Raw genomic sequence first — 24,463 nt, 5'->3', positions numbered from 1 at the left:
ATGGAAAATAAAGAATTCAGATTTGAAGGATTGGACGCAAAAACGGAATTAAAATTAGCATTAAACCTAATTCTTCCGGGACTAGCTGTGATGATTGGAACACTTATACTCACCAATAGGCTGTTTCCGGGAATTTATTTTTTATATCCATTGCTTTTTGCCGCTTTCTTAACGCTTTCGGTGTGTATGCTTATTTTAAAACAGCTGGCAAAACGGGTAAAGGCTAAAGAATGGATTGTTGTAATAAATAATGAAAACCTAAAAATAAAATTTCAAAACCTGCAATATATTTTTAGTTTGAGTGATATTAAAATGATTAAAAATTTAGGGAATGATGGTTTTCGTTATTTAACAATTATAACAAACAAAGATGTTATTAAGATTAGAGTGGGTAACACAGGTTTGACACCCTTTTCTTCGGAAAAAGATATCGAACAGCTGGACGATTTTGTAGAATATTTAATGCCGTACGTTTGGGGAAATTTTAACCAAAAGGAACTGAAAAATATTATAAATACTAATATCTTTCCAAATTTTGGGGTGTATCTTGTAAAAAGAGAGAAAATAAAATATTCAATCATCAATAAGATGGAGCCCTGGCAAGTCTTTGTATTGGGTATTGGGTTATTTTTTGTAGTTCTTTTTGTATTGATGCAAATTTTGTTTTATTATTTTGATAATCATTAAACTTAAATTATGGCAGTTTACTTACCGGAAAAAGTGTTTGCAGTATGTACAAACCAATTAAATTCTGATCCTAAAAAATTTGAATTAGGTGATAATAGACAAAAAAAAACGGTAAAATTAGGATCTCAGCAAAGAGTTTTTTTAGTAAAGCTAGATAAAAAACTGTCCGAAGACTTCACTTGCAAAAGCGGTTGGAGTTCGGGGGCAGGAACTGCTGCATTTGGAGGCGGTGTGGTAGTAGGAATGCTACTTGTGGCAGGAACTGCGGCTACTGTACCCGTTGCAGGTTGGATTGTCGGTGGGATTATTGCTATTGGGGCAATTGGATATGGAATATGGCAAATGATGCAGACTCCTACGTGTAGTGAAATGATTGGCTTTCAGGAAAGTCAATGGAAAAAACACCATACTACAGTATACTTTGATAGTAATGGGACCAAAGGAGATTTCTTTCTTGCGCTAACAAAAAATTCACTACTTGCTTGTAAGGAAGGTGGAGTCCTGTTGCCATTCATTACGGAAACGGCAGCCATTAATGCTGCCAAGAGTATAGCGACCAATAATCGTGTTGAAATGGGGGTAAATATCGTTTCAGGAGCATTGGCAGGTGTCTTATTCGGATTCAGCATGGGAACCTCACTAACAGCAGGTGGTTTTTTAGGTGGTGCAAGAACTCTACATGTTTTTCAACAAACTGCAATTTTCGGAGCATGGATTCCGGTCGGTTATTTTATAATCAATCCTATTGCTTCTGCAACGGGCGGGTGGCTTAATAGCAATGAAAATTATGATAGTGTAAAAGATGCTTCTATCTCATCCACTGCATTGCCCCAACCTGCCGACAGTTGGGATCCCGTTACACCAGCAAAAGATATTAAAGAGGTTAAAACTTTATTAGGTCAGAATAATGCTAGTCAGAGCGATATGAATAAGTTTGCTGCCGGAATTGCTGAAGCAGAAAGACAAGGAACCTATTCTTTAAAAAATAATCCTGAATTAAGAGAAATGATCAACAGAATGAAAGCAGGTGAATTTGGTCCGGAGTTACAGGATAGGGTTACTAATAAGAGTGGGAACTTGCGGGGTATGGTTAATGAAAAGAATATGAGTTCAGTTAAAGATACACATAATCAAAATTCCAATGCAGCCATTAAAGAAAACATTAAAGGAGCCCGTATTAAATCTGCAACTGGGGCTGGAGGTATTTTAACTCTAATTGCACCTTTTATAGGCAACTATTTCGCAGAACGTGCAATTCGGGTCGCGGCAGATGTATTCGTCAACGAAGATACTCGTTCAATTACAGTGAATGCAAATGATGCTTGATAATTTCTTTGCAGATTATACTCAAGGTCGTCTCAACGTTAATTCTTTCGGAACAGACTATATCATGAATAATGATGTGTTCTCAAAATAATTTTTGTGAAAGACCTACAGAAATTTTTACCTGCTTTAAACACTAAAATCTTTTATGCAGAGAATTCAATCCTACCTTGAATAATTTGCATCTTCAGATTCTCTATGAAAAAAAATAAAATCTTCACATTTAAAAATGTTCTGCCCTACCATACAATCTGGACGGTTTTTGTGATCATTCCATGTTTGCTTTTATATGCATCTTTGTATTATTTCTTATTCAAAGGTGGTTTTAGGCTTTCTTTGGTGAGTCTTTTTTCATTGTTTTATTTCAGGACCTGCTATGTGATTTTAAAAGCTATTTCTGTCCAGGTGAAAATTTGGTTTAATGATCAGTATCTCTTCATACAAAAAGGAAACAGGAAGCAGAAAAAATATCCTAAAGCTGATATTAAAGGATTTTATTCATATGATTATGAAACAAAATCACCCAAATTGCAAAATTCAAAGGTCTATTTTAGATTTTGTCTGAAAAACAGTCAGGATATTTTTATTAATGACGTTGAATACAGTAGTCTATATGAGGTAGAAAAAGGTGAGAATCTTAAAAGATTTCTAAAAGAAGCTCAAAAAGAATTAAATTTTGTAAGAATAAGGAAGAGAAATTTTCAAAGCAGTTACTGGTATTCAAATCAGGAAAATGATAGTTGATGAGCATTTCATGTATTCAACAAAATGAGCCATTGACACTTCTAAACCTCAGCCTCAATCTTAACCTTATATTTTATGTCTGAAATCTCATATTATTTCCCTTGATAGTGTAAAATGATAACCTTTATTAAGCTTTAAAAAATAATTGAATCCTTTAGAAATAAGCATTTTAAGTATTATGTTAACTCAAAAGTCGTAGAATTACTACATCAAATCGTAGTATTACTACAATATCTGAGATTTGTATCCAAAAACTTTTTCTTAGCCCATATCGGGTCTATCTTTGCTCTGTAATCAATCACTATTCACACAATATATAACAATTAAATTCACCAATCATGGCAGCAAATTCAAGAGGAATCTTAAAATTCAACGGAGGAGAAGGTCAAAAATTATTAAAGCTTAATTATAGCGTATCAAGATCTACAGACGTTTCAGGACGTGTAGCATCGGACCCTTCTAACGCTCTTATCAAAGTAACAGTAGAAGCTACTGAAAAATCTGATATCCTAGAAAGTTTATTGAACGGAAAATACAAGCCTACAAAAGGTGAAGTAACTTTCAATAAATCTCACGAAGAGGGTACTTTAACTACCCTGAACTGGGAAAACGGATATGTAATCCAGCACGAAGTAGACTTCGACGCAGTTGATAGCAACAGTATGCTGATCAGCTTTGTAATCAGCGCAGAGGTTATTACTTTAGGAAACTCTGAGTACCGCGGAATGTGGCCAGGAGGTCAATAATGAATAGACCCAAGTCTTTTAAAAAAAATAACATCAGAACAGAGCAGCAGAAATGTTGTTCTGTTTTTTTATGCTATTGTTACTGGTGGCTGAGTCATTCGAAGCCACCAGTTTGTCATATGTAGAATTTCTAGTATATCTTAATTTAGATCTCAGCCGTAAATATTAGTTTAGTCCCAATTTTATTCTTAATCTATCCTGGTGGCAGAGGTACTCGAAGCCACCATGCAGTTGTCAATTATTTCCAACCAGCAACTTCCTCTCACATCCATATACTCTACAACTCTCAAACCCTCAAACCCTCAAACTCTCCGACTCTTAAACCCGCACCGCGCAACCAGAAACTCATCACTCATAATTTATAACTCATCACTCCTAAAAATATTCCTATTTTCTTATATTTGTTCATTATAGATATTATGGACGCAACACAAGATAAAAGACTCTTTCTCATCGATGCTTATGCAATGATCTTTAGAGGATATTACGCATTGATAAGGAATCCGAGACTTACCAGCACAGGACTGGATACTTCTGCTATTTTCGGTTTTACCAATTCTTTGATCGAACTGATCAGAAGGGAGAAACCATCTCACCTGGCAGTTGTTTTTGATGTAGGGCAGGCAAGCGTTAGAACGGATGATTATTCAGAATACAAAGCCAACAGAAGTGAGACACCTGAAGCCATCAAAATTGCAATTCCATATATTCACAGAATCCTGCAGGCCATGCACATTCCCATCCTGGGAGTGGAAGGTTATGAAGCTGATGACGTTATCGGAACCATTGCCTGTAAAGCAGAAAAAGAAGGCTATACCACGTTCATGGTAACGCCGGATAAAGATTTTGCCCAGTTGGTTACCGATAAGATCAAGATTTATAAACCGGGTTTAAAAGGCGGTGATATAGAAATCCTTGGAGTAGACGAAGTAAAAGCAAAATACGAGATTGAAGATCCTAAGCAGGTGATTGATTTCCTTGCGATGATGGGAGATGCCGTGGATAATATTCCGGGACTGGATGGAGTAGGAGAGAAAACGGCGATGAAATTCCTTAAAGAATTCGGGAATATTGAAACCCTTTTACAAAATACAGATAAGCTGAAAGGAAAGCTGAAAGAAAAAGTGGAAGCCTCTGCAGAACGCGGAATTTTATCCAAAAAATTAGCGACTATTATCTGTGATGCACCGGTAGAATTTCATCAGGAGCAGTACGATCTTGATACCCCGGATTTTGAAAAAGTAAAAGAAGTTTTTGAGGAAATTGAATTCCGCAGATTATACGAAAACCTGTACAGAGCCTTTGCTTCCGCACCTGTAGAAACAGTGGTGATAAGTGAAGTTGAGGTGAAACAGATAGCCGAAGTTACACAGATAAAAGGGCAGGCCATGCAGCTGGATCTGTTTGCGAATTTTGAAGAACTGGATCAGGCAACCTCTACCAAATCCAGTATAGATCACAATGATCATCTGTACCAGTTTGTAGATAATCCGAAAGCACAGAAAGTATTGGTCAGTAATTTATTAAAGCAGAAAGCAGTCTGTTTTGATACCGAAACCACTTCACTGAATGAGCTGGAAGCTGAGCTTGTGGGAATGAGTTTCTCCTACAAAAAAGGGTTGGCTTATTATATTCCTTTATCCGAGGACAAAGGAGAAGTGCTTCAAACGCTGGAAATCTTCAGACCATTCTTTGAAAAAGAGGATTTGCTGAAAATTGCACATAACTTAAAATTCGATTATAAAATATTAAGGCAGTACGATATTACAGTGAAAGGCGCCATGTTCGACACCATGATCGCCCATTATCTGCTGAACCCGGACGGAAGACACGGGATGGATTATCTTTCAGAAGTCTATCTGAATTATAAACCCGTTTCCATTGAAACCATTATCGGGAAAAAAGGGAAAAACCAGGGAACTTTCAGAGATGCAGATTTGAGAACACAGACGGATTATGCAGCGGAAGATGCTGATGTGACTTTCCAGTTGTATGAACTCTTTGCTCCACAACTGAAAAAAGAAAACTTAGAAGATCTTTTCTTCAACATAGAAATGCCTTTGATGGAAGTTCTTGCTAAAATGGAGCTTTCCGGAATTTCACTGGATGAAAAATGGCTGGCACAGGAAAGTATTGACCTTGAAAATGATCTGAGACAATTAGAAAAGACCATTTTTGAGTTTTCAGGAGAAGAATTCAACATGAATTCACCGAAACAGCTTGGAGAAATTCTCTTTGAAAAAATGCAGTTGGATCCTAAAGCCAAGAAAACAAAAACCGGTCAGTACGCAACTTCCGAAGATGTCCTTCAAAAGCTTTCCTCAAAACATGAGATCATCAAGCATATTCTGGAATACAGAACCTATCAGAAATTAAAATCAACGTATGTGGACGCGCTGCCTTCACAGATTGATAAGCAGGACAGCAGAGTACATACCAACTTCTCCCAGACAACAGCTGCTACAGGCCGTCTGGCGAGTGTAAATCCGAATCTTCAGAATATCCCGATCAGAACACTCCGCGGACAGCAGATCAGAGGAGCTTTCGTTTCAGGAGAAGGAAAAAAGATCATCTCTGCCGATTACTCGCAGATTGAACTTCGTTTGATTGCTGAAATTTCAGGGGAAGACAATATGATCAAAGCGTTCCAGGATGGTGAGGATATTCACGCATCTACAGCCGCAAAATTGTTTAAAATACCTTTGGAAGAGGTTTCCAAAACCCAGAGAAGCCAGGCTAAAACCGTTAACTTCGGGATTATCTACGGTCAGGGAGCATTTGCATTGGCAGAGCAAACCGGTCTTTCAAGAAGTGAGGCCAAACAGATGATCGAAGCCTACTTTGAAACCTATCCAAAATTAAAGGAATACATGGCAGAGCAGGTAAGCAAAGCCCGCCAGATAGGCTATGTGGAAACGATTCTGGGAAGAAAGCGTCACTTAAAAGACATCAATTCCAACAATTTCGTGGTAAGAGGTCATGCGGAAAGAAATGCCGTAAATGCACCGGTTCAGGGAAGCGCGGCAGATGTTGTAAAGCTTGCGATGATTAAAATCGATAAAGAACTGAAAGCACAGGAACTGCAGACTAAAATGCTTCTTCAGGTGCATGACGAACTGGTGTTTGAAGCCCCGATAGACGAGATTGAAAGAGCCTCAAAACTGATCAAAACCGAAATGGAAAGTGCTCTGGAAACCCAGGTGCCGTTGTTGGTAGAAGTGGGAGTCGGGAATAACTGGCTGGAAGCACATTAATAGAAAATAGAATAAATAAAATAAGGTGGGTTTTTAAACTCACCTTTTTCTTTACAGATATTCCGCAAATTAACATAAAAAAGAAGACTAAAAATTTAGCCTTCTGAAGTTTTTCCTGTTTCTACAGGAAACCCTAATAATCATCTTTCACCTCATTGATCTTACCTTCCTTTGTTGTTTTTCGGATTGTATTTCAAAAGAGTAATTAGGCGCTCTAAAGAATACAGGGTAAAGATATTAAGTCTGAACTTCCTGTGAAATACTACTTTAGGGGTAGTTTTTGATGAGAATGAAAAGAATATTTATTCGTGAACTGCATCATAAGCTTTCCTTACCACATCATCCGGAGATGTTTTCTCAAACACATACCTTTCTCTTTTGAGTTGAAATTTTTTAGATTCCGTGCGCATTTCTTCCTCCATGGTATTCACGGTTTCGAGTGTCAGTTTTCCCTTCATAGGTTGGTAGAATAATGCCGAATGAGAACCTGCTCCCATATTATACGTTTCAATATAAGTCAGAATGAGATCTTCGTTCAGGTATTTGAATCTGCTGAATTGGTTTCCATAAGGTCCGATGTCGTATAAATTAATACTCAGTTCTCCGTTTTCAATTGTGATGTCTTCGGGATCATGCATCTTATAACCGGCTTCATTGTATTCATCAGGAAGCACAGTGTCGGAAACTTTATTCACCCGGTATGTTTTATCCGGATTTTTCAGCAGAATCATTATTTTTCTACCAGCCAATGTATCTTCTTTTTTCCTGATGACAAGGGCAATGTCAGCCAGCCCATCCTGATTGAGATCTCCTTCCGCATCATACTGAATTTCATAGTTGTCAGGAACCAGATCAGATGGTTTTTTTCCACTTTTAATCGGTGTTTGGGAGTTCTGAGTTTTTAATGAATCTTTTTTTAGCGAACTTTCTGGAGCTGCCATCTTTTTCTGAGCAGCATCAGATGTTTTATCTTTTTTGCAGGAATAAAGAAGCAGAAATGCAGCGAGTAGGGAAATAATTTTTTTCAAGGTTTTTTGTTTTTTGTCTGAATCTATTTTATCTTTTAATCAGTTCTCCGTTGACAAGATCAACTGTTTTACCGGGTTGGCTATAGTTCCATCCCAGTTCAATAGCTTCCGTGATTTTGGATTGAATGAGTTTTGGGGTAATATTCATCAGCTCTCTGCCGTAATCAATGGATTTGCAGAAACCGGTATATATCAAAAGAAGCTGGCCTTCACTTTCATGCTGTACGGGAATTCCATATTCATTATCATGTTTTTCGTTATGTGAAACAATCTTTCTTATTTTCCAGTAAAAGATCTGATCATCAACCACTATTTTCCGGAGTCCTTTTTTTGCTAAAGCCATGTTTTCAATTGATTAGATACTTTTCTTCCACGGATGGTATTATTTACAGTATTCTCTTAATTCGTTCAAGAGTTGAACTTGTTTGGTGACCCATTCTGTATCCAGATTATATTTGGATTTGAAATTATTTGTAGCTGCCAGAAATTCTTCAGCTTTAGTTTTTCCTTCATGTTGTTCAATGATACGAGCCGTTTGAATATTTCTCACCTTAGATATTTGATTTCTGTTTTCCAACATTTTTTCCCAATGAGTAAGATGCTTTGCGAAATTATGGGTTCCATTGATGGTATCCAGATAAACAACAGCTTCCATCACTCTTTCCTGATCAAAATAGAGTTGAGGTTTTTGTAAATAATAATCAAGATACTGATTGAGGTATCCAAGTGCTTTCTCATTATTATAAAAAGCAAAAACAAGAGCATACACATCACCTGCATAGCATACTTCACTTTTAAGAAGATGTACTCCAATGATGTCAATCTGGTTTTCATAGTTTTTTATGGCTGAGAAATAAGCGCCAACAGTCCTTGTTCTCCAGTTAAAATCCCCAAGGAGTGCAGATGTAACTTCTTCAGTGATCTCATCTTTAAGTTGCTTCACCTCTTCAATCCATGAGTCTGAAGTGTGGCGTATTTTCATATAGAACGGTAAGACCCACTTGTTGATAAATTCTTGGTCTAAGTCAGATTCATTCTTATGGCTTTTCAAATAATCAAAATCAGATCGGTGCTGCACTGTGGCTCCGGCAGAATGTAAATTAATTTCGTTTTGCAGATCTTCGTTCATTTAAGTTTTTTTACTTATTTCTATGATTCTTAATTTTCTTCAGCTCATCCATCTCCTTTTTCATACTTTCCTTCCAGTCTTTTCCATTTCTTTTTTCCAGATAAGGATCCGTCATTTCACTGTATTTTTCCTGAGCTTTACTATCTATCGGATCAATGACACAACCCGTATTCTGTGAAATAATACCATATTTCTTACCGATACTGTCTATCTTTCTGGTCGTTGCCTGGTCATACACCGGGAGTGAGAATCCTCCTGTATACCTCATAACGATCTGATCTTTTTTAATGTCTTTTTGAGCTTCTTTGATGTAATAATTCTCCTGCTTAGTAAGCTCTTTTTTGTTTTTTGTAAATCCTTCAGCAGCAATGTAGATGAAAAATGCCAAAGCCAGCGTATTTAAAAAAGGGAATACGCTTAAAAATTTACTTTTAAAGTTTAATTTCTTAAAATCCAGGCTGCTGACCAGATAAGAAGCCAATGCTGTCACGACAAAAACAGCTGGCAGATATTGCAACTGGCACCCTTTGACCATCTCCCATAGATCAAAACTCACAGGATAATTGATGAAATAATATCCGAAAATATACACTACAGTCACCAGCAGGATGACCGCTACATTGACGATAATAAGCTTTTTGTACATATCAGAAATCTTTACTTATCTAAAATAAGATTTTCCGGCGATATTCGAGGCCTTTTACCAGTTACGTATAGGTTTGTCCGGGTTTTATTTTTGTGGTTTTTTTGATGCAGTCTTTGAAACAGTCCACATCAGCAATATAGTTTCCCATCTTAAGCTGCATTCTGTAAGGTGAAAAGGTATTATTGATCTTAATTTTTTTGTTTCCTACATTGGTGACAGTCAGTTCTACAACCCCTTTGCTTTGCAGATTAGCAGTGCTGGTTTCAAGTTTTAAGGTACATTTTTTCTTCCCCGAAATGAACGGGGCGTAATATACCAGAAAAATAAACAAGAACTGTTTCACTGGTGATTTCTTGAACCTAAGATAATTAAAATAATAAATAGGATTCAGGTTGTGATTCAACAAAAATAATATACTCTCTTATATGAGACAGACAGAGCAAATGGAAAAAGTAAAAAATCTGCATCATCTGATTAATCTGCGTGAAATTTTAAATCATAAAAATATCCATTCCATTCATCAGGATCAATGCAATTGATTTATAAGCAGTTTAAGTATCTAAAAAACAGAAGGATCACAAAAACCTTCAGCAGATTCCTGTGATCCTTATTAAAGTCTTTTTAATCTAATAAAAGACTAGATATCATATTCAATTTCACCGATATAGTACAATGCATATTCCTCATCGTTTACAGAAACCGGATTGGGAATGGCATGTTTATTCGCGAAAATAATAGCGTTCACCGGAGTTTCCAGACCAAGTTCATTGATTTTTTGTTCAATCACCGGAAGCCATTGGTCAGCATAAGAATAATCTGTAAATTTTTCGTAGATGCCTAAGTTTTCATCTTCAAAACCATATTCCAGAAAATCATAATCAAACCACTGTATGTTTTGCGTTTCAGCGAATTTTGATACATAAAGGTCTTCGTTTTCTTCCTCCGTATAATAACTTTCATCCTCTTCAGCAAAAGCATCGAATTCATCTTCATTTTTAAAATATCCCAACCAAAAGTGTGAAATCTCTTTCTCCATAAATTATTTTTTAAGTATACCGTATATTTATTTTAATCGTCTTAATTGTTCGCTTTCGCTGATGATTTTCTCCAATCTTGAAAGTCTTGTTTTTTCCTGTTTGGCACTCATCAGCCAGTGAATGGTCACCTTTTTATAAGATGGTGCCTGCTTTTCAAAAAATTCCCAGGCATTTTGATGCGCTTTAAACTCTTTCTCATACGCAGGATCGAGAATATGTTCCGTTTCATGATAATAGGTTCCCGTTTTCTCCTCTTTTCTTGCGTCAAATACCTTCTGTCCTGCAGGTTTCATCAATCCGGCTTTCGTAAGTTCTTCCACCTTTTTTATATTGATGAGACTCCAGTTGCTGTTGGGCTTTCTTGGCGTAAACCGGTTGTAATAGCTTTCTTCATCTACCGACCTTCTCACCCCGTCTATCCAGCCAAAACATAAAGCCTGATCTACTGATTCAGACCAGTTCATAGATGCTTTTCCGGTGCCTTTTTTGTAAAAACCGACCAAAACTTCCTTTTCTGTTGTATGATTTTCCTCAAGCCACTTTCTGAATTCTTCCGTTGTTGCAAAAAATATAGGAGCCATGGTGAATCTTTTTAATGCGTATTAAAATGTAATATTACAAAACTTTTCTTTGAAATGAGAATTTGACAGAGACAAAATCGCCCGATCAAAAAATGCGGCAGTATGCTTTTTTATTGTAATTTTATTCAGGTAAAACGCTAGACAATGGAATTTCTTCAGGATCACTATGCCGTCCAAAACGAACTGCTCCTTATACTCATCTCAGTCCTTCTGGGATTACTGATCGGTGCAGAACGGGAGTACAGGAACAAATCTGCAGGGTTGCGGACCTTTATCCTCGTATGTTTCGGATCCTGCCTGTTCACTATTCTTTCCATTAAAATCGGAGTTCAGAATCCGGATCGTCTGGCCGCCAATATCATTACCGGAATAGGTTTCCTGGGAGCCGGTGTTATTTTTAAAGGAGATAATAAAATCGATGGAATCACAACAGCCACCACCATCTGGGCAACCGCTTCTATTGGAATGGCCGTAGGTTCGGGATATGTCTATCTTTCACTTTTAGGAACAGCGTTGGTTATTTTAATTCTCAGTGCACTGATCTATCTGCAGAATTTCATAGACAGCAGCCACAAGATCAGGGAATACAGAATCACGGTGGCGGGATCAGAAGATATAAAACATTGTGAAAAAATTTTTGAAGATCACCATCTGAAATATTTTATGCTGAAAATGCAGTATTCACAAGGGAATCTTTCCATAACGTGGAGGCTCACCGGAAAACATACCAAGCACGATGAGGTGGTAAGAAGTCTCATCAATGATCCTAAAATCACAGCCTATCAATTTTAAGTTAAAGACAAAAAAATAAAGGCCTGAGCCTTTATTTTTTCTTGAAAACATACAGATCCTTGTTCGGTCCGGTAATTTCCTGTCCGTCCATATCAAGCTGAATCAGGATGTTTTCGCCTACTTTATATTTGTAACTGGCTGTTTTTCCTTTTAACGTAATCACGTTTCCGGAAGCATCCCATGCAAAAGTACCTTTATCCTGGTTTTTAGAATTTCTGTCGATGTATTCTTCAGTAATGCTGAACGTTTTATCATTATTTAAAGTCAGTGAAGTTTTTATTCCAGGACAGTCGGCGCATGGAACCACCGCTTCATAAGTTCCCGGCCAGTCAAGAGCGTTTTCCGAAGTATCGCCTGCCGCAGTAGGAGTTGCTTTCGTAATGCTGTCCGCAGGATTGGTCTGTACAGCCGCAGAATCCGTTGCTGCATCCGTCGTTTCAGTTGTTTTTTCTTTCTGATTACACGATGCTAAAAAGACTGCCGATGCAATTCCGAGAATGAACATTTTGCTATTCATCATGATAAAGTAATTTAAATATATTAATAATTAAGTGCGGTGTTTGAAACAAAAACTGAGCCGTTTCGGGGGTGTAGAGTCGGAGAGTTTGAGTGTTTTAGGGTTTTAGAGTAAGAGAGTTGCTAGTTGCTGGTTGACAGTTGCTGGTTCGAATCTCGAAACCCGGAACTCGAAACCCGGAACTCGCATCCCGAAACATATCTGAAATCTGAAATCTTGATTCCTGGTTCTTGGCTCCTGTTTCTTAAATTCACCATTCACTTGCTTCGCAAAATTCACCATTGACGTTTTCCCGCCTCAATCTCAACCTTAGCCTCGTGTTTGAAATCTTGGCTCCTGATTCTTGACTCTCCATCACCGCTCCCATATTTCCTCCCCCACGTAAGGCATATGTACAATATTCTTTGTAAATTGGGGCAAAATTTTGATTATGACAAAAAAGATACTTTTATCCGTATTTCTTTTGCCGGCTGCAATGGCATTCGCTCAGCAATATGGAGGAATGTGGATTCCGACAGAACTGAATGAAAAGGAAATGAAGGATATGGGAATGAAGATCTCTGCCAAAGACATTTTCAATACCCAGAAGCCAAGCATAAAGGATGCGGTGGTACAGTTTAACGGCGGATGTACTGCAGAAATCATTTCGCCTAAGGGATTGTTACTGACCAACCACCACTGTGGATACGGACAGATCCAGGCACATTCTACAGTTCAGAATGATCTTCTTTCAAACGGATTCTGGGCTAAGAATCCTGAGGGAGAACTTCCGAATCCTGGCGTAAAAGTAGACTTCATTGTTGATATCAAAGAAGCTACCGATCAGATTTTAGAAGGGACAGACAATCTTGTTGAACCTGAACTGGCTAAAAAGATTAGTAAAAATATTGAGGTTTATAAAAACGCTCAGAAAATAGAATCTTACCAGTCAATCATTGTAAAACCAATGTATTACGGTAACAAATATTACGCTTTTACTACTGAAACTTACAAAGATATCCGTTTGGTTGGGGCACCGCCTCAAAGCATCGGAAAATTCGGGAGTGATACAGATAACTGGGTTTGGCCTAGACATACCGGAGATTTCTCGATGTTCAGAATTTATGCGGGAAAAGACAACAAGCCTGCTGAATATTCAAAAGATAACGTTCCTTACGTTCCAAAACATTATCTGCCGGTTTCTATAAAAGATAAAGCTGAAAACGACTTTACATTCGTATTCGGATTCCCTGGAAAAACTACGGAATATCTTCCTGCAGTAGCTGTGGAGAAGATCATGAAAGATATTGATCCGGCGAGAATTGCTGTACGTGATGTGGCTTTGAAAACATTGGACGAAAAAATGCGTGTAGACACTGAAACACGTATCAAGTATGCTTCTAAATATGCTTCAGTTGCCAATTACTGGAAAAAATGGATCGGAGAGGTAGAAGGACTGAAAAAGTCTAATGCCGTAGAGAAAAAAGTAATGTATGAAGGATCTTTAGTCGCTAAAAATCCTGAGATCAAAACTACTTTGGATCAGCTGAACAAACTGTACAATGACCAGGCTCCTTACGCATTAAACAATGCGTATTACACAGAAGTGGTAAGAAATGCTGAAACGCTGAAGCTTGCAGGAGATTACTACGATTATGTAACTTCCGTAGAAGCAGGAAGAATGGATGAAAAAGAGCTTGCGAAATTAAAAACAAAAGTGACTTCATTCTACAAAGATTATAGCGCAGAGCTTGATGCTAAAGTAACGGCGAAATTATTGGCTTTATATGCTAATAAAACGGCACCTCAGTTCCTACCCGTAGGATTCAATAAATACAAAGACGAAAACCAGAATATCCCGGTGATCGAGGAGATGTCTAAAAACTCCATCGTTACAGGAAGAGCTCAGGTGAACGGAGCAGCCCTGACAACAGATGTGGAAAAAGCATTTTCTAATCAGGACAAGCTGGTTAAGACGTTGAAAAAAGATCCTGTTTATCAGCTGTATGTTTCTATGAAGGAAACGTATATGAAGAATGCAGATCCTCAGTTTACTTCTCTTCAGGGGAAAATTGATAATCTTCAGAAGAAATTCATGGCGCAGCAGATGGCAACGGATAAAGACAGAAAATTCTTCCCGGATGCGAACTCTACGCTGCGTGTAACCTACGGAAAAGTAAAAGGTTCTACACCTAGAGATGCTGTTTCTTATGGCTACCAGACGCACCTTGCTGGGGTTATTGAAAAATATGTTCCGGGAGATTATGAATTTGATGTTCCTAAAAAACTGATCGATCTTTACAACAAGAAAGATTACGGATTTTATAAGGACAAAACTGGAGACGTTCCTGTTGGATTCACTGCTACCAACCACACTACGGGAGGAAACTCAGGAAGCCCGGCGCTTGATGCCAACGGAAACCTTGTAGGTCTGAACTTCGACAGACAGTGGGAAGGAACGATGAGTGACATCAACTATGACCCGCGTTTCAGCCGAAACATTATGGTAGATACAAAATATATCCTTTTCATTATCGATAAATTTGCCGATTCCAAATGGCTTATCGACGAAATGAAGGTGATCAAATAATACATAAAAATCATACCTTTAAGAATCTATTTAAATCCAATTTGAATAGATTCTTTTTTATTTAACAGAGATGAAAGATAAGATCATCAATATCCTTACTGCCTTCGAAACGGACGATATCGGAAAATCTTTTCCGCTGGATTACTGTCTGCCCCTTTACCACAGCGTTTCTGATGATAATTTGCCACACATCAGACATGTTATCAATTATAAAAATACGAAACAGTTTGAAGAGGATCTCGACTGTTTTTCAAAGCATTTTCAGTTTGTGAATTGGTCAGAATTCAAAGACTTTGTCAATGGTAGTTTTAAGCCAAAGAAAAAGATCGCTTTACTGACTTTTGATGACGGTTTCAGGGAATTTTATGAGGTTGCAGCTCCCATTCTGGAACGTAAAGGAATTTATGCCTGTAATTTTATCAATCCCGCTTTTGTGGATAATAAAGATATGATGTTCAGATGCAAAGCCAGTCTGCTTATAGAGGAAATTGGAAAAAGAAAAACGATAGATCCTGAAGTATATCGCGTTTTGAATCTGGAAAATAAAATAGAAAAACAAGCTTTAATTAACAGGATTTTAAACATCAGTTACCAGGAAAAAGAAATCCTCAATATCTTGGCAGAAAAGCTTGAAACAGACTACAAAGCCTATTCAAAAAAACAGAAACCTTATCTCAGCACAGACGAATTAAAAATACTGACCGGAAAAGGTTTTGGAATTTCTTCCCACAGCTGGGATCATCCCAAATACGGAGATCTTTCTCTGGAACAGCAGATGGAAACCACCAATCGCACTTTCGATTATCTGAAAGAAAATGGTTTTTTACACGAAACTTTTGCATTTCCTTTCACGGATTTTGGGGTAAGAAAGGAGTTCTTTGACGAACTGTTTAACAATGAAGAAATCAGTTTCAGTTTTGGTTGTGCAGGTGTAAAACTGGACAGTGTGAAAAGAAATTTTCAGCGAATTCCAATGGAAATGGGAGAGAGCGGAGAAAAGATTCTGAAAAAAGAAACGGCTTATTTCAGACTGAAAAGAATCATCAATAAAAATACAATTGTACGGAAATGATAGAGCTGAAAACATATAACAGAAAACAACTGCAGGAGTTTATTTCTTCGGGAGATTTCCTGAAATATGATTTTCTGCCCATCACCAGACACCGTGCAGAATCTCATATTAAAAATCCAAAGGCTTCAGATGAACAGACCCTTCTTATTCTGGCATTCTGTGAAGGAAAACTGGCAGGTTATGTAGGCTGTTTTCCCGACAATTTTATCATCGACGGGAAAGAATTCAGCTACGCATGGCTGAGTACACTATATGTAAGCAGTGAATTTCGAAAGAAAAGAATCCCAAAAAAGCTGCTGAAAAAGGTTTTTGAAGAATATGATGACCGTATTGCCATCACAGAATTCACGAAAGAAGCGGAAGCACTCTATACGATTATGGGTGTTTTTGAAGATGTTTTCCCGAAAGACGGTAAGCGCTACTATTTCCGGACAGATGCTGCTAAAATGATTCCCGAGAAAAAGCCAGGAACAAAGGTTTTGGCGCCTCTTTTTCAAATAACAGATATAGCAGCCAATTCTTTAATTGCTTTAAAAAATAGCCCTTTAAAGAAGCCAAAGTTTAAATTTGAAATTCTGGATCATATTGACACTGAAAGTTCTGAATTTATGTCAAAATTCGAAAGCAGACGGAATGCTGATGAAATCAATGTGTTCATTAAAAATCCATGGGTTTTGGAAGGAAAAAAAGAGCAGAAATACCTCTTTTCAAGCTATGCAGATACTTTTAGATACGTTTGGGTAAAAGTTTACGACGACAATAATGTTTTAACAGCCTGTTCATTACTGCTTTTAAGAGACGGATACCTTAAAATTCCCTACCTGTTTTCAGAATCAAGCTTAGATTATTTTACAGATTTTTTAAACTATTTTATCGTTAAAAATAAGATAAAAGCCCTCACCAGCTACCAGAAAGAGCTGAATGAAAAACTGAACGTATCTAAAACGTTTCCAAAGATCTACCAACGTGATTTTAAACGCGAATATCTCTTCCACAAACAACTGCTGAATGATCTGCCCGAAGGCTTTGACCCAAAATATCAGGATGGCGACGGGGATTGTATGATGACATAGGTTTTGAGTTGGAGAGTCGGAGCGTTTTAGGGTTTTAGACTGGTTATCAGTTGCTGGTTTAAAATGATTGTCTGAAATCTTGGCTCTTGTTTCTTGAATCTACCATTCACTTGCTTCGCAAAATTCACAATTGACGCTTTTCATCCTCATCCTCAACCTTAGCCTTAAATCTCACATCTAAAATCTTGGTTCCTAGCTCTTGATTCTTGTCTCTAAAAATAAAAAACCGCCCCATATTATGAAGCGGTCTCTATATTTAATGTCCGAAGATATCCTTCAGCGTTAGTTCTTGAAAGGTTCCCATCTCGTTGACGGCGTCCATATCAAGGTTTTCCTTCTTGCCGATAATGGCGGTGTTGAAATGAACCGGTTTGATTTCTGTCTGATAGAACGTTTTTACGTCTTCAAAATTCAAGGTTTTGATCTGTCCGTAGATGTCCTTTCTGAAATCGTGGTAGATCCCAAGTTTTTTCAGTCGTAATGTGTTGAAAAATATATTGTTTCTGGTAATTCTTGTGGAAGCGATTTGTTTCAGCGCTGCATTTCTGGCGTTTTCAAACTGGGTTGGAACTTCCGGAAGTTCATTCATCAGTTCACCCATCGTGCTTACTGCGGTCTGAAGCTTGTCTGGCTGGGTTCCGATATAAGTTGTGATATAATCAGGATGTCCCAGTTCAGAATTGGCAGCATAAGAAACATAAGCTGAATAGGCTAAACTCTTACTTTCACGGATTTCCTGGAAAACGATAGAGGAGAGTCCTCTTCCGAAATATTCATTGAAAACATTGATCTTTCCAAAGTTTGAAGTATTCACCTCATGTCCTCTTCCCACTTTGCTCATTTCCATCTGTACCATGTCATAATCTGTGAAATAGACATTTCCGTTGGTTTCAGGTTCAGGATATTGTTTAGGTTCAGGGATCTGGAAACTTTCGTTTTCTATATATTGTCCGATATACTGTTTGAAATTTTCAAGCTTTTTCCCATAATAAAATACCTGATAAGGATATTTGAACAGCTTTTTCATTCGGTCTGTAAATACTTCCGCATTGCTGCTTTCAAGTTCCTCTTTCGAAATAATATCTGTATATCTTGAGAAGCTGCCCAGTTTGGTATAATTGGTCAGGGCAGTCATGATGCGGTTTTTATCTTTTTTGGTAGCCTCACGGTTTTCCAGAACGGTTTCTACAAACTGTCTGTAGATCTCCTGATCAGGTTTTACATCATACATCCAGTGCTGAAGAAGGGCGATCCCTTTTTCAATATTTTCCTCCAGTCCGCTCAGTGAGATCAGAAGCTGATCGTTGGTTGTTTTAAAATCATTGCTCACACCGATTTTAAAGAATTCCTTCTTTAAATCTTCGGGCGAAAGATCTTCAGTCCCAAGATATTGTAACAGTTGTGTAGAAATCCCAAGATCTCTGTCATGATCACTTCCGAAAGGGAAAATAAAGTGAGCCTGGGCAATATCATTGTATTTGTTAAGAACAAAGCTTAGCTTTTTATCCTTGATGGTATCTGTAAGGATTTCCTTCTCATAATCAATGAATTCCGGCTGTATGTCTTCCGTTTTTTCTGCAACGATTTCCTTTAAAAAATCTGACTGCGCTTCACGGTTTATTTTAATAGGTGTAATGCCGGGGTTTTCAACTCTTACCAACTGATCATTAACGCCTTTTTCTTTATAAACAATAACATAATTATCCTTGAAAAAAGCATTGGCGAAATCTACCACATCTTCTTTGGTGAAATCCTGATACTCGTCCAGTTCATTCAGTTCCTGCTCCCATGATCTTCCTTTGATGTAGGTGTCATAAAGATTTGTAGCCAGTCCATCAGCTGTTTCAAGGCCTTTCAAACGCTGAAGCTTAAAATCATTGATGATGGCCGGAAGAATCCAGTCCGGAAAATCTCCTTTTTTAATCAGTTCGATCTGCTCCAGAACCATATCTTTAGCTTCATCCATCGACTGCGTTTCTTTAGGAACCGCTACCATAGAAAAATATCCGTACTGCTTCAGGCCAACAGAAAAAGCCTGTGCCCAAAGCATTCTTTGTGTCTGATTGATGTTAAGATCAAGCAATCCCGCTTCTCCTCTGTTGCTTAGAATATTGGCCACAATATCTGCCAGCATTGCTTCTCTGGTTCCGTAGCTTTCTGTTCTCCAGGCCAGCTGAACCCTTGGAGTTGTCGGACTTTTTACCGTTCTCTTTACAATTTCCGTTAATGGTTGTTCAACTACAGGCGTTTTTTTCGGAAGTTCCCGGTAAGGAATTGTTCCAAAATATTGATTAACAAGTTGAATCGTTTCCTCAAAATCCAGATCTCCTACTAAAACCATAGCATAATTATTCGGCACGTAATATTCGTCAAAATATTTATGAATCGCCTTCATAGAAGGGTTTTTCAGATGTTCCGGTCTTCCGATAGTCGTTTGCTGACCGTTTGGATGGGTAGGAAACAGGGCATCCATCAGTTCATAATTCACCACTCTTGAATCATTATCCTGAGCTCTGTTGAATTCCTCATATACCGATTCCAGCTCCGTATGGAAAAGTCGGAGAACAACTTCTGAAAATCTTTCTTTCTCTATTTTAAGCCATTTTTCAAGCTCATTATTCGGAACATTATTTTTGTAAACCGTTTCATCAAACCACGTATGAGCATTCGTTCCGCTCGCGCCCAGTGAAGAAATTGCTTTATCATATTCATTCGCGATGGCGTACTGGCTGGCATCTTGGGATACTTCATCTATTTTTTTATAGATCTCCTTTTTCTTTTCAGGATCCTGTTCCGCTTTGTGCTCTTCATACAACGCTGAGATTTGGTCAAGAAGTTCCTTTTCCTTCTCCCAGTTTTGCGTCCCGATCTTAGAAGTTCCTTTAAACATCATGTGTTCAAGATAATGCGCCAAACCTGTATTGTCAGCCGGATCATTATTACTTCCCGTTCTCACGGGAATATAAGTTTGTATCCTCGGGGCATCGAAATTCTGGGCAAGAAAAACCTTTAAGCCATTCTTAAGCGTATAGATTCTTACCTTATTTTCGTCATGCGTTATTGTAATATATTCGTAGTTGTTTTTATCTGTATGAACCGTTTCTTTGTATCTTTTGTCAATCATAAGCTAACTCATTTCATTCTTTTAGATCCGAATGCACTACAAATGTAAGCAATCAAAGAAAATTTCAGTGTGTTTTTGTGACTATTGCATCTATAACTTCGATTTGTAAAGATGAAAAGGAAATCTTTTTTCTTGTCACCATCATTCAGTGAATTTTTCAACCCCAACAATTGACCATTCACTTGCGAAGCAAAATTCACCATTGATAGTTTCACGTTAAATTTCACTCCACTACTGTTCATTTGCTCAAAAAATTCAATAAGTTTGCATCAGGTTTTCCAAAAACAACCACTATGTCCGGAAACATTCTGATCATCGATGATGAGATCAAGCTCCTGAAATTACTGGGGATGATTCTTTCCCAAGAAAATTTTAACGTCAAAGAAGCTTCTACAGCACGTTCTGCGATGACCATGCTCGAGCAGCATGAATTTGATGTCGTTTTATGTGATGTCCGTCTTCCTGATGCTTTCGGGGTAGAACTGGTACGGTCCATCAAAACCAAATATCCACACCTCGAAATTATTCTGATGACAGCCTTCGGAAACATTACCGATGCTGTTCAGGCCATGAAAAACGGGGCGTATGACTATCTGGTAAAAGGTGATGATAACGAGAAAATTATTCCGCTGGTGTATAAAGCTTTGGAAAAAGTAAAAGACAATCGCTCTAAAATTGGTCAGAAAACCACCATATCAAAAGGATTCGGACAGATCATAGGAACTTCTCCTCTGATCCTTCAGTCTAAAAAACTGGCTGAAAAAGTAGCTTTAACGGATGCTGCTGTTCTTCTGACCGGAGAAACAGGAACCGGAAAAGAGGTTTTTGCCAATGCCATTCATGACGGAAGTGACAGAAAGAAAAATAATTTTGTAGCCATCAACTGTTCAGCTTTCAGCAAAGAAATACTGGAAAGTGAACTTTTCGGACACAAACAAGGGGCATTTACCGGTGCTGTAAAAGATAAAAAAGGTCTGATAGAAGAAGCCAACGGAGGAACCTTATTTTTAGACGAAATAGGAGAGATGCCGATAGAACTTCAGGCCAAACTGTTGCGTGTTCTCGAGACCGGAGAATTCATCAAAATGGGTGAAACTAAAGTGTCCCGATCAGATTTCAGACTGATTGCTGCGACTAACCGCGATCTGGAAGACGAAATCAGACAAGGCCATTTCCGCGAAGATCTCTACTTCCGACTGAATGTTTTCGAGATCCATCTTCCGCCATTACGTGAAAGAAAAGAAGATCTGAAACTACTGGCCAAAAATTTCATCGATATTTTTTCCCGTAAACTTCACCTTTCAAACCTTCAGGTGAACCCTGATTACTATAAAACCCTTGAAAAAAACGACTGGAAAGGAAATATCCGCGAGCTTAGAAACGCTGTAGAAAGAAGCCTTATTCTGATGGAAGACAACATCCTCGATGCGGAAAGTTTACCCCATTATTCAGATAAAATCGTTCCTGAAAGTGACTCATTAAGCATGAGATCCCTTGAGAAAATTCACATCCAAAAAGTCCTTCAATACACAAAAGGAAATAAAGCCGAAGCCGCCAGACTGCTGGAAATCGGTATTGCGACGCTGTATCGTAAGCTGGAGGAGTATGGATGGAGGTAGACGAGTTACGAGTTTTGAGCGTCATAGAGTTTGAGTGTTTTAGAGTTTCAGGGTGTGAGTGCCGATGAATAAACGACAAATATCTGGTGGCTGAGGCTCCCGAAGCCACCAGCAGTAATGTCTGGCATCTAAAATCTTGCTTCTTGAATCTACCAACTCACCATTCCCTTGCGAAGCAAAATTCACCATTGGCAGTTTCCCCTCTAACATCTAGCCTCTAATTTCTAACTTCTAATCCTTATCATTTCAATAAACGAGCCTATCAAAATGATAGGCTTTCGTATTTTGGTACGGTTGAGTTATTTAATTTAATTAGCTGATTTTTAGTTGTTTATGTGTTTTATTGCCAAATTGGGCCTTCTTTTGGCCTATAGGACAAGAATAAAATATTTTAAAAATGACAATTTCAAGAAAAACGTTCAAAAAACGTGAGCACGCAGGCTTCAGTCTGCTGATGGTATCGTACGTACTGATGACTCTATTAACCTTAATAATAACGATATGATGCTGATAAGTTTGATCCTGCTTTTTGCAGTGATGTTCTGGCTTCTCTATAAATCCGTTGAATTTTTTGATAAAATATAAAACTATGTGGAGTTTATTTTTCCTTTCAATTCTGGCCTTTGTGTACATCTGCTACGTTTTGCTGAAACCTGAAAAATTTTAACCGGTCATGAATACAGAAATTTTAGGCGTTATTGCCATGTTTGTGATCACATTAGTCATTGGGATATTTCTTGGAAAATACATTGCTAATGTGTATGGGTACAAAAAGACCTTTTTAGATCCTGTTTTTGAACCTGTTGAAAAAGTAATTTATAAAATATCGGGAATCAACCCGTCCCGTCAGATGACCTGGAAACAGAATATGTATGCCATGCTGACGATCAATCTGGTCTGGTTTATTATTGGATTCCTGATCCTGCTGACCCAGGCGTGGCTTCCTCTGAATCCTGACGGAAACCCGAATATGTCCCCTGATCTGGCTTTTAATACAGCTATTTCCTTTTTGGTGAACTGTAATCTTCAGCATTATTCGGGAGAAACAGGAGTAAGTTATTTAAGTCAGCTTTATCTGATGTTCCTGCAGTTTGTAACCGCAGCTACCGGAATGGCGGCTATGGCTGTTCTTTTCAAAGCTTTTAAAGATAAAACAACTACAGAATTAGGGAATTTCTATGATTTCTTTACTAAATCTGTGGTCAGAATACTCGTTCCAATCAGTATCCTTGTTGCGCTAATCCTTTCTGCTAATGGAAGTCCTATGACTTTCGAAGGGAAAGATCATATAACAACGCTGGAAGGACAAAAAGTGGATGTTTCCAGAGGTCCTGCAGCTGCTTTTGTAGCGATCAAGCATTTGGGAACGAATGGAGGAGGGTTCTTCGGAGCCAACTCAGCGCACCCGCTTGAAAATCCAAACTATGTAACAAATATGACCGAAATGGTCACTCAGATGATCATTCCCTTTGCATTGGTTTTTGCGTTAGGATTCTATCTGAAAAAAAGAAAACTGTCATGGGTGATCTTTACGGTAATGACGGTCGGTTTTCTGGCGCTTGCTGTTCCGAATATCGTCAATGAAACAAGCGGTAATCCTCTGATTACAGAAATGGGCACTGACAACAGCCTCGGGGCTATGGAAGGTAAGGAAATCCGTTTCGGAAGTGCATCTTCAGGATATTGGAGCATTGCAACGACAGTGATCTCGACAGGTTCTGTTAATGCCATGCACGACAGCACAATGCCTCTTTCAGGCATGAATGAACTGCTGGCCATGATGATCAACTGTTTCTACGGAGGCTGTGGGGTCGGAATTCTGAATTATTTCATCTTCATCATCCTCGCTGTATTCATCAGTGGTTTGATGGTAGGAAGGACGCCGGAATTCATGGGTAAAAAGATTGAAGCCAAAGAGATGAAGATCGCCATGATTGTAGCTTTGTTCCATCCATTCTTAATCCTTGTAGGAACTGCATTAACGGCTTATCTGCCTGAATTTGGTGCCAAAACATTGAATAATCCAGGGTTCCACGGGTTCAGTGAAATGCTGTACGAGTTTACTTCTTCTTCTGCGAACAACGGTTCCGGATTTGAAGGTCTTGGAGACAATACACCATGGTGGAATATCTCTACAGGAATCGTACTGCTGTTATCCAGATTTATTCCGATCATCGGACCGATAGCGATTGCAGGATTATTAGCACAGAAAAAATTCATCCCGGAAAGTTCAGGAACTCTGAAAACGGATACGGCCACTTTCGGCTTTATGACGCTGGCGGTGATCCTTCTTATTGCAGCCCTGTCTTTTTTCCCGGCCCTTACATTAGGACCTATTGCAGAACAGATCCAGTATTTCTCTAAATAAATGAAAATTAATTTTTGAACCATTAAGAAGACAAAAGAGGTTAAGAATATTAAGTTGTACGCCTGTATGTATCAAGCTTAAAAATATTCTTTTGAATATTATCTTAATTCTTCTTCACTTCTAAATTGCTCTTAATGGTTTAAGTATCAATAAT

General features: G+C 38.2%; 19 protein-coding genes. 10 read left to right on the top strand and 9 right to left on the bottom strand.

All coding sequences use genetic code 11. From position 1 onward, the window contains the following. The 4 genes from IW22_RS16295 to polA all read left to right on the top strand — a co-directional run bounded on the left by IW22_RS16295 (position 1) and on the right by polA (position 6,754). Positions 1–687, top strand: a complete 687-nt coding sequence (locus IW22_RS16295; protein ID WP_034728481.1) for a hypothetical protein — start codon at positions 1–3, stop codon at positions 685–687. Between the two features lie 9 nt (positions 688–696). Next, positions 697–2,013 (top strand): hypothetical protein, encoded by a 1,317-nt coding sequence (locus IW22_RS16290; RefSeq protein WP_034728478.1) that lies wholly within the window; start codon positions 697–699, stop codon positions 2,011–2,013. A gap of 1,079 nt (positions 2,014–3,092) precedes the next feature. After that, positions 3,093–3,500, top strand: coding sequence for a type VI secretion system tube protein TssD (tssD, locus tag IW22_RS16280; RefSeq protein ID WP_175548870.1), 408 nt, complete (start codon positions 3,093–3,095; stop codon positions 3,498–3,500). A 419-nt stretch (positions 3,501–3,919) separates the two neighbouring features. Continuing rightward, complete coding sequence (gene polA / locus IW22_RS16275; protein ID WP_034728469.1) at positions 3,920–6,754, top strand: DNA polymerase I; 2,835 nt, start codon at positions 3,920–3,922, stop codon at positions 6,752–6,754. A gap of 302 nt (positions 6,755–7,056) precedes the next feature. On the opposite strand, the gene IW22_RS16270 is transcribed toward polA, so the two are convergent. The 7 genes from IW22_RS16270 to IW22_RS16240 form a co-directional block, all read right to left on the bottom strand. Then, positions 7,057–7,782 carry a hypothetical protein gene (locus IW22_RS16270; protein WP_034728468.1) on the bottom strand — a complete coding sequence of 242 codons (726 nt, stop codon included), beginning with the start codon at positions 7,780–7,782 and terminating at the stop codon, positions 7,057–7,059. Between the two features lie 28 nt (positions 7,783–7,810). Continuing rightward, a complete protein-coding gene (locus tag IW22_RS16265; RefSeq protein ID WP_034728465.1) occupies positions 7,811–8,125 on the bottom strand; it encodes a hypothetical protein in 315 nt (104 codons plus the stop codon). Positions 8,126–8,164: 39 nt separating this feature from the next. Beyond that, the gene (locus tag IW22_RS16260) at positions 8,165–8,911 is read right to left on the bottom strand and encodes a DUF6000 family protein (RefSeq protein WP_034728462.1); all 747 of its coding nucleotides are present in this window, start codon (positions 8,909–8,911) and stop codon (positions 8,165–8,167) included. A 10-nt stretch (positions 8,912–8,921) separates the two neighbouring features. Beyond that, complete coding sequence (locus IW22_RS16255; protein ID WP_034728460.1) at positions 8,922–9,557, bottom strand: hypothetical protein; 636 nt, start codon at positions 9,555–9,557, stop codon at positions 8,922–8,924. Positions 9,558–9,618: 61 nt separating this feature from the next. Then, positions 9,619–9,900 carry a hypothetical protein gene (locus tag IW22_RS16250; RefSeq protein ID WP_131401751.1) on the bottom strand — a complete coding sequence of 94 codons (282 nt, stop codon included), beginning with the start codon at positions 9,898–9,900 and terminating at the stop codon, positions 9,619–9,621. 294 nt (positions 9,901–10,194) lie between these two features. Then, complete coding sequence (locus IW22_RS16245; protein WP_081873968.1) at positions 10,195–10,593, bottom strand: immunity 22 family protein; 399 nt, start codon at positions 10,591–10,593, stop codon at positions 10,195–10,197. Between the two features lie 27 nt (positions 10,594–10,620). Beyond that, positions 10,621–11,175 carry a YdeI/OmpD-associated family protein gene (locus IW22_RS16240; RefSeq protein WP_034728450.1) on the bottom strand — a complete coding sequence of 185 codons (555 nt, stop codon included), beginning with the start codon at positions 11,173–11,175 and terminating at the stop codon, positions 10,621–10,623. Positions 11,176–11,319: 144 nt separating this feature from the next. Between IW22_RS16240 and IW22_RS16235 the strand changes: the two genes are divergently transcribed. Next, positions 11,320–11,967 (top strand): MgtC/SapB family protein, encoded by a 648-nt coding sequence (locus IW22_RS16235; protein ID WP_034728448.1) that lies wholly within the window; start codon positions 11,320–11,322, stop codon positions 11,965–11,967. A gap of 31 nt (positions 11,968–11,998) precedes the next feature. Here IW22_RS16235 and IW22_RS16230 read toward each other — a convergent pair whose 3' ends face one another. Further along, a complete protein-coding gene (locus tag IW22_RS16230; protein ID WP_228384055.1) occupies positions 11,999–12,487 on the bottom strand; it encodes a copper resistance protein NlpE in 489 nt (162 codons plus the stop codon). A 427-nt stretch (positions 12,488–12,914) separates the two neighbouring features. On the opposite strand from IW22_RS16230, the gene IW22_RS16225 reads away from it, so the two are divergent. From IW22_RS16225 to IW22_RS16215, 3 genes are all read left to right on the top strand, one after another. Further along, positions 12,915–15,053 (top strand): S46 family peptidase, encoded by a 2,139-nt coding sequence (locus IW22_RS16225; protein WP_081873967.1) that lies wholly within the window; start codon positions 12,915–12,917, stop codon positions 15,051–15,053. 70 nt (positions 15,054–15,123) lie between these two features. Next, complete coding sequence (locus tag IW22_RS16220; protein ID WP_034728443.1) at positions 15,124–16,125, top strand: polysaccharide deacetylase family protein; 1,002 nt, start codon at positions 15,124–15,126, stop codon at positions 16,123–16,125. Beyond that, entirely contained in the window at positions 16,122–17,198 is a 1,077-nt protein-coding gene (locus tag IW22_RS16215; RefSeq protein ID WP_034728441.1) for a GNAT family N-acetyltransferase, read from the top strand. The genes IW22_RS16220 and IW22_RS16215 overlap by 4 nt, the downstream gene beginning before the upstream one ends. 256 nt (positions 17,199–17,454) lie before the next feature. Here IW22_RS16215 and IW22_RS16210 read toward each other — a convergent pair whose 3' ends face one another. Continuing rightward, entirely contained in the window at positions 17,455–20,322 is a 2,868-nt protein-coding gene (locus tag IW22_RS16210; protein ID WP_051891274.1) for a M16 family metallopeptidase, read from the bottom strand. A 293-nt stretch (positions 20,323–20,615) separates the two neighbouring features. Between IW22_RS16210 and IW22_RS16200 the strand changes: the two genes are divergently transcribed. Both IW22_RS16200 and kdpA read left to right on the top strand, forming a co-directional pair. Continuing rightward, positions 20,616–21,941: a sigma-54-dependent transcriptional regulator gene (locus IW22_RS16200; protein WP_034728692.1), complete on the top strand. Its 1,326-nt coding sequence runs from the start codon at positions 20,616–20,618 to the stop codon at positions 21,939–21,941. Positions 21,942–22,614: 673 nt separating this feature from the next. Continuing rightward, a complete protein-coding gene (gene kdpA, locus IW22_RS16190) occupies positions 22,615–24,309 on the top strand; it encodes a potassium-transporting ATPase subunit KdpA (protein WP_034728434.1) in 1,695 nt (564 codons plus the stop codon). The last annotated feature ends 154 nt before the right edge of the window (positions 24,310–24,463 follow it).

The sequence above is a fragment of the Chryseobacterium sp. JM1 genome, from assembly GCF_000737715.1.
Taxonomy (GTDB): Bacteria; Bacteroidota; Bacteroidia; order Flavobacteriales; family Weeksellaceae; genus Chryseobacterium.
Note: the sequence above shows the minus strand (reverse complement) of the source record. Positions and strands in the feature narration are given on the sequence as shown.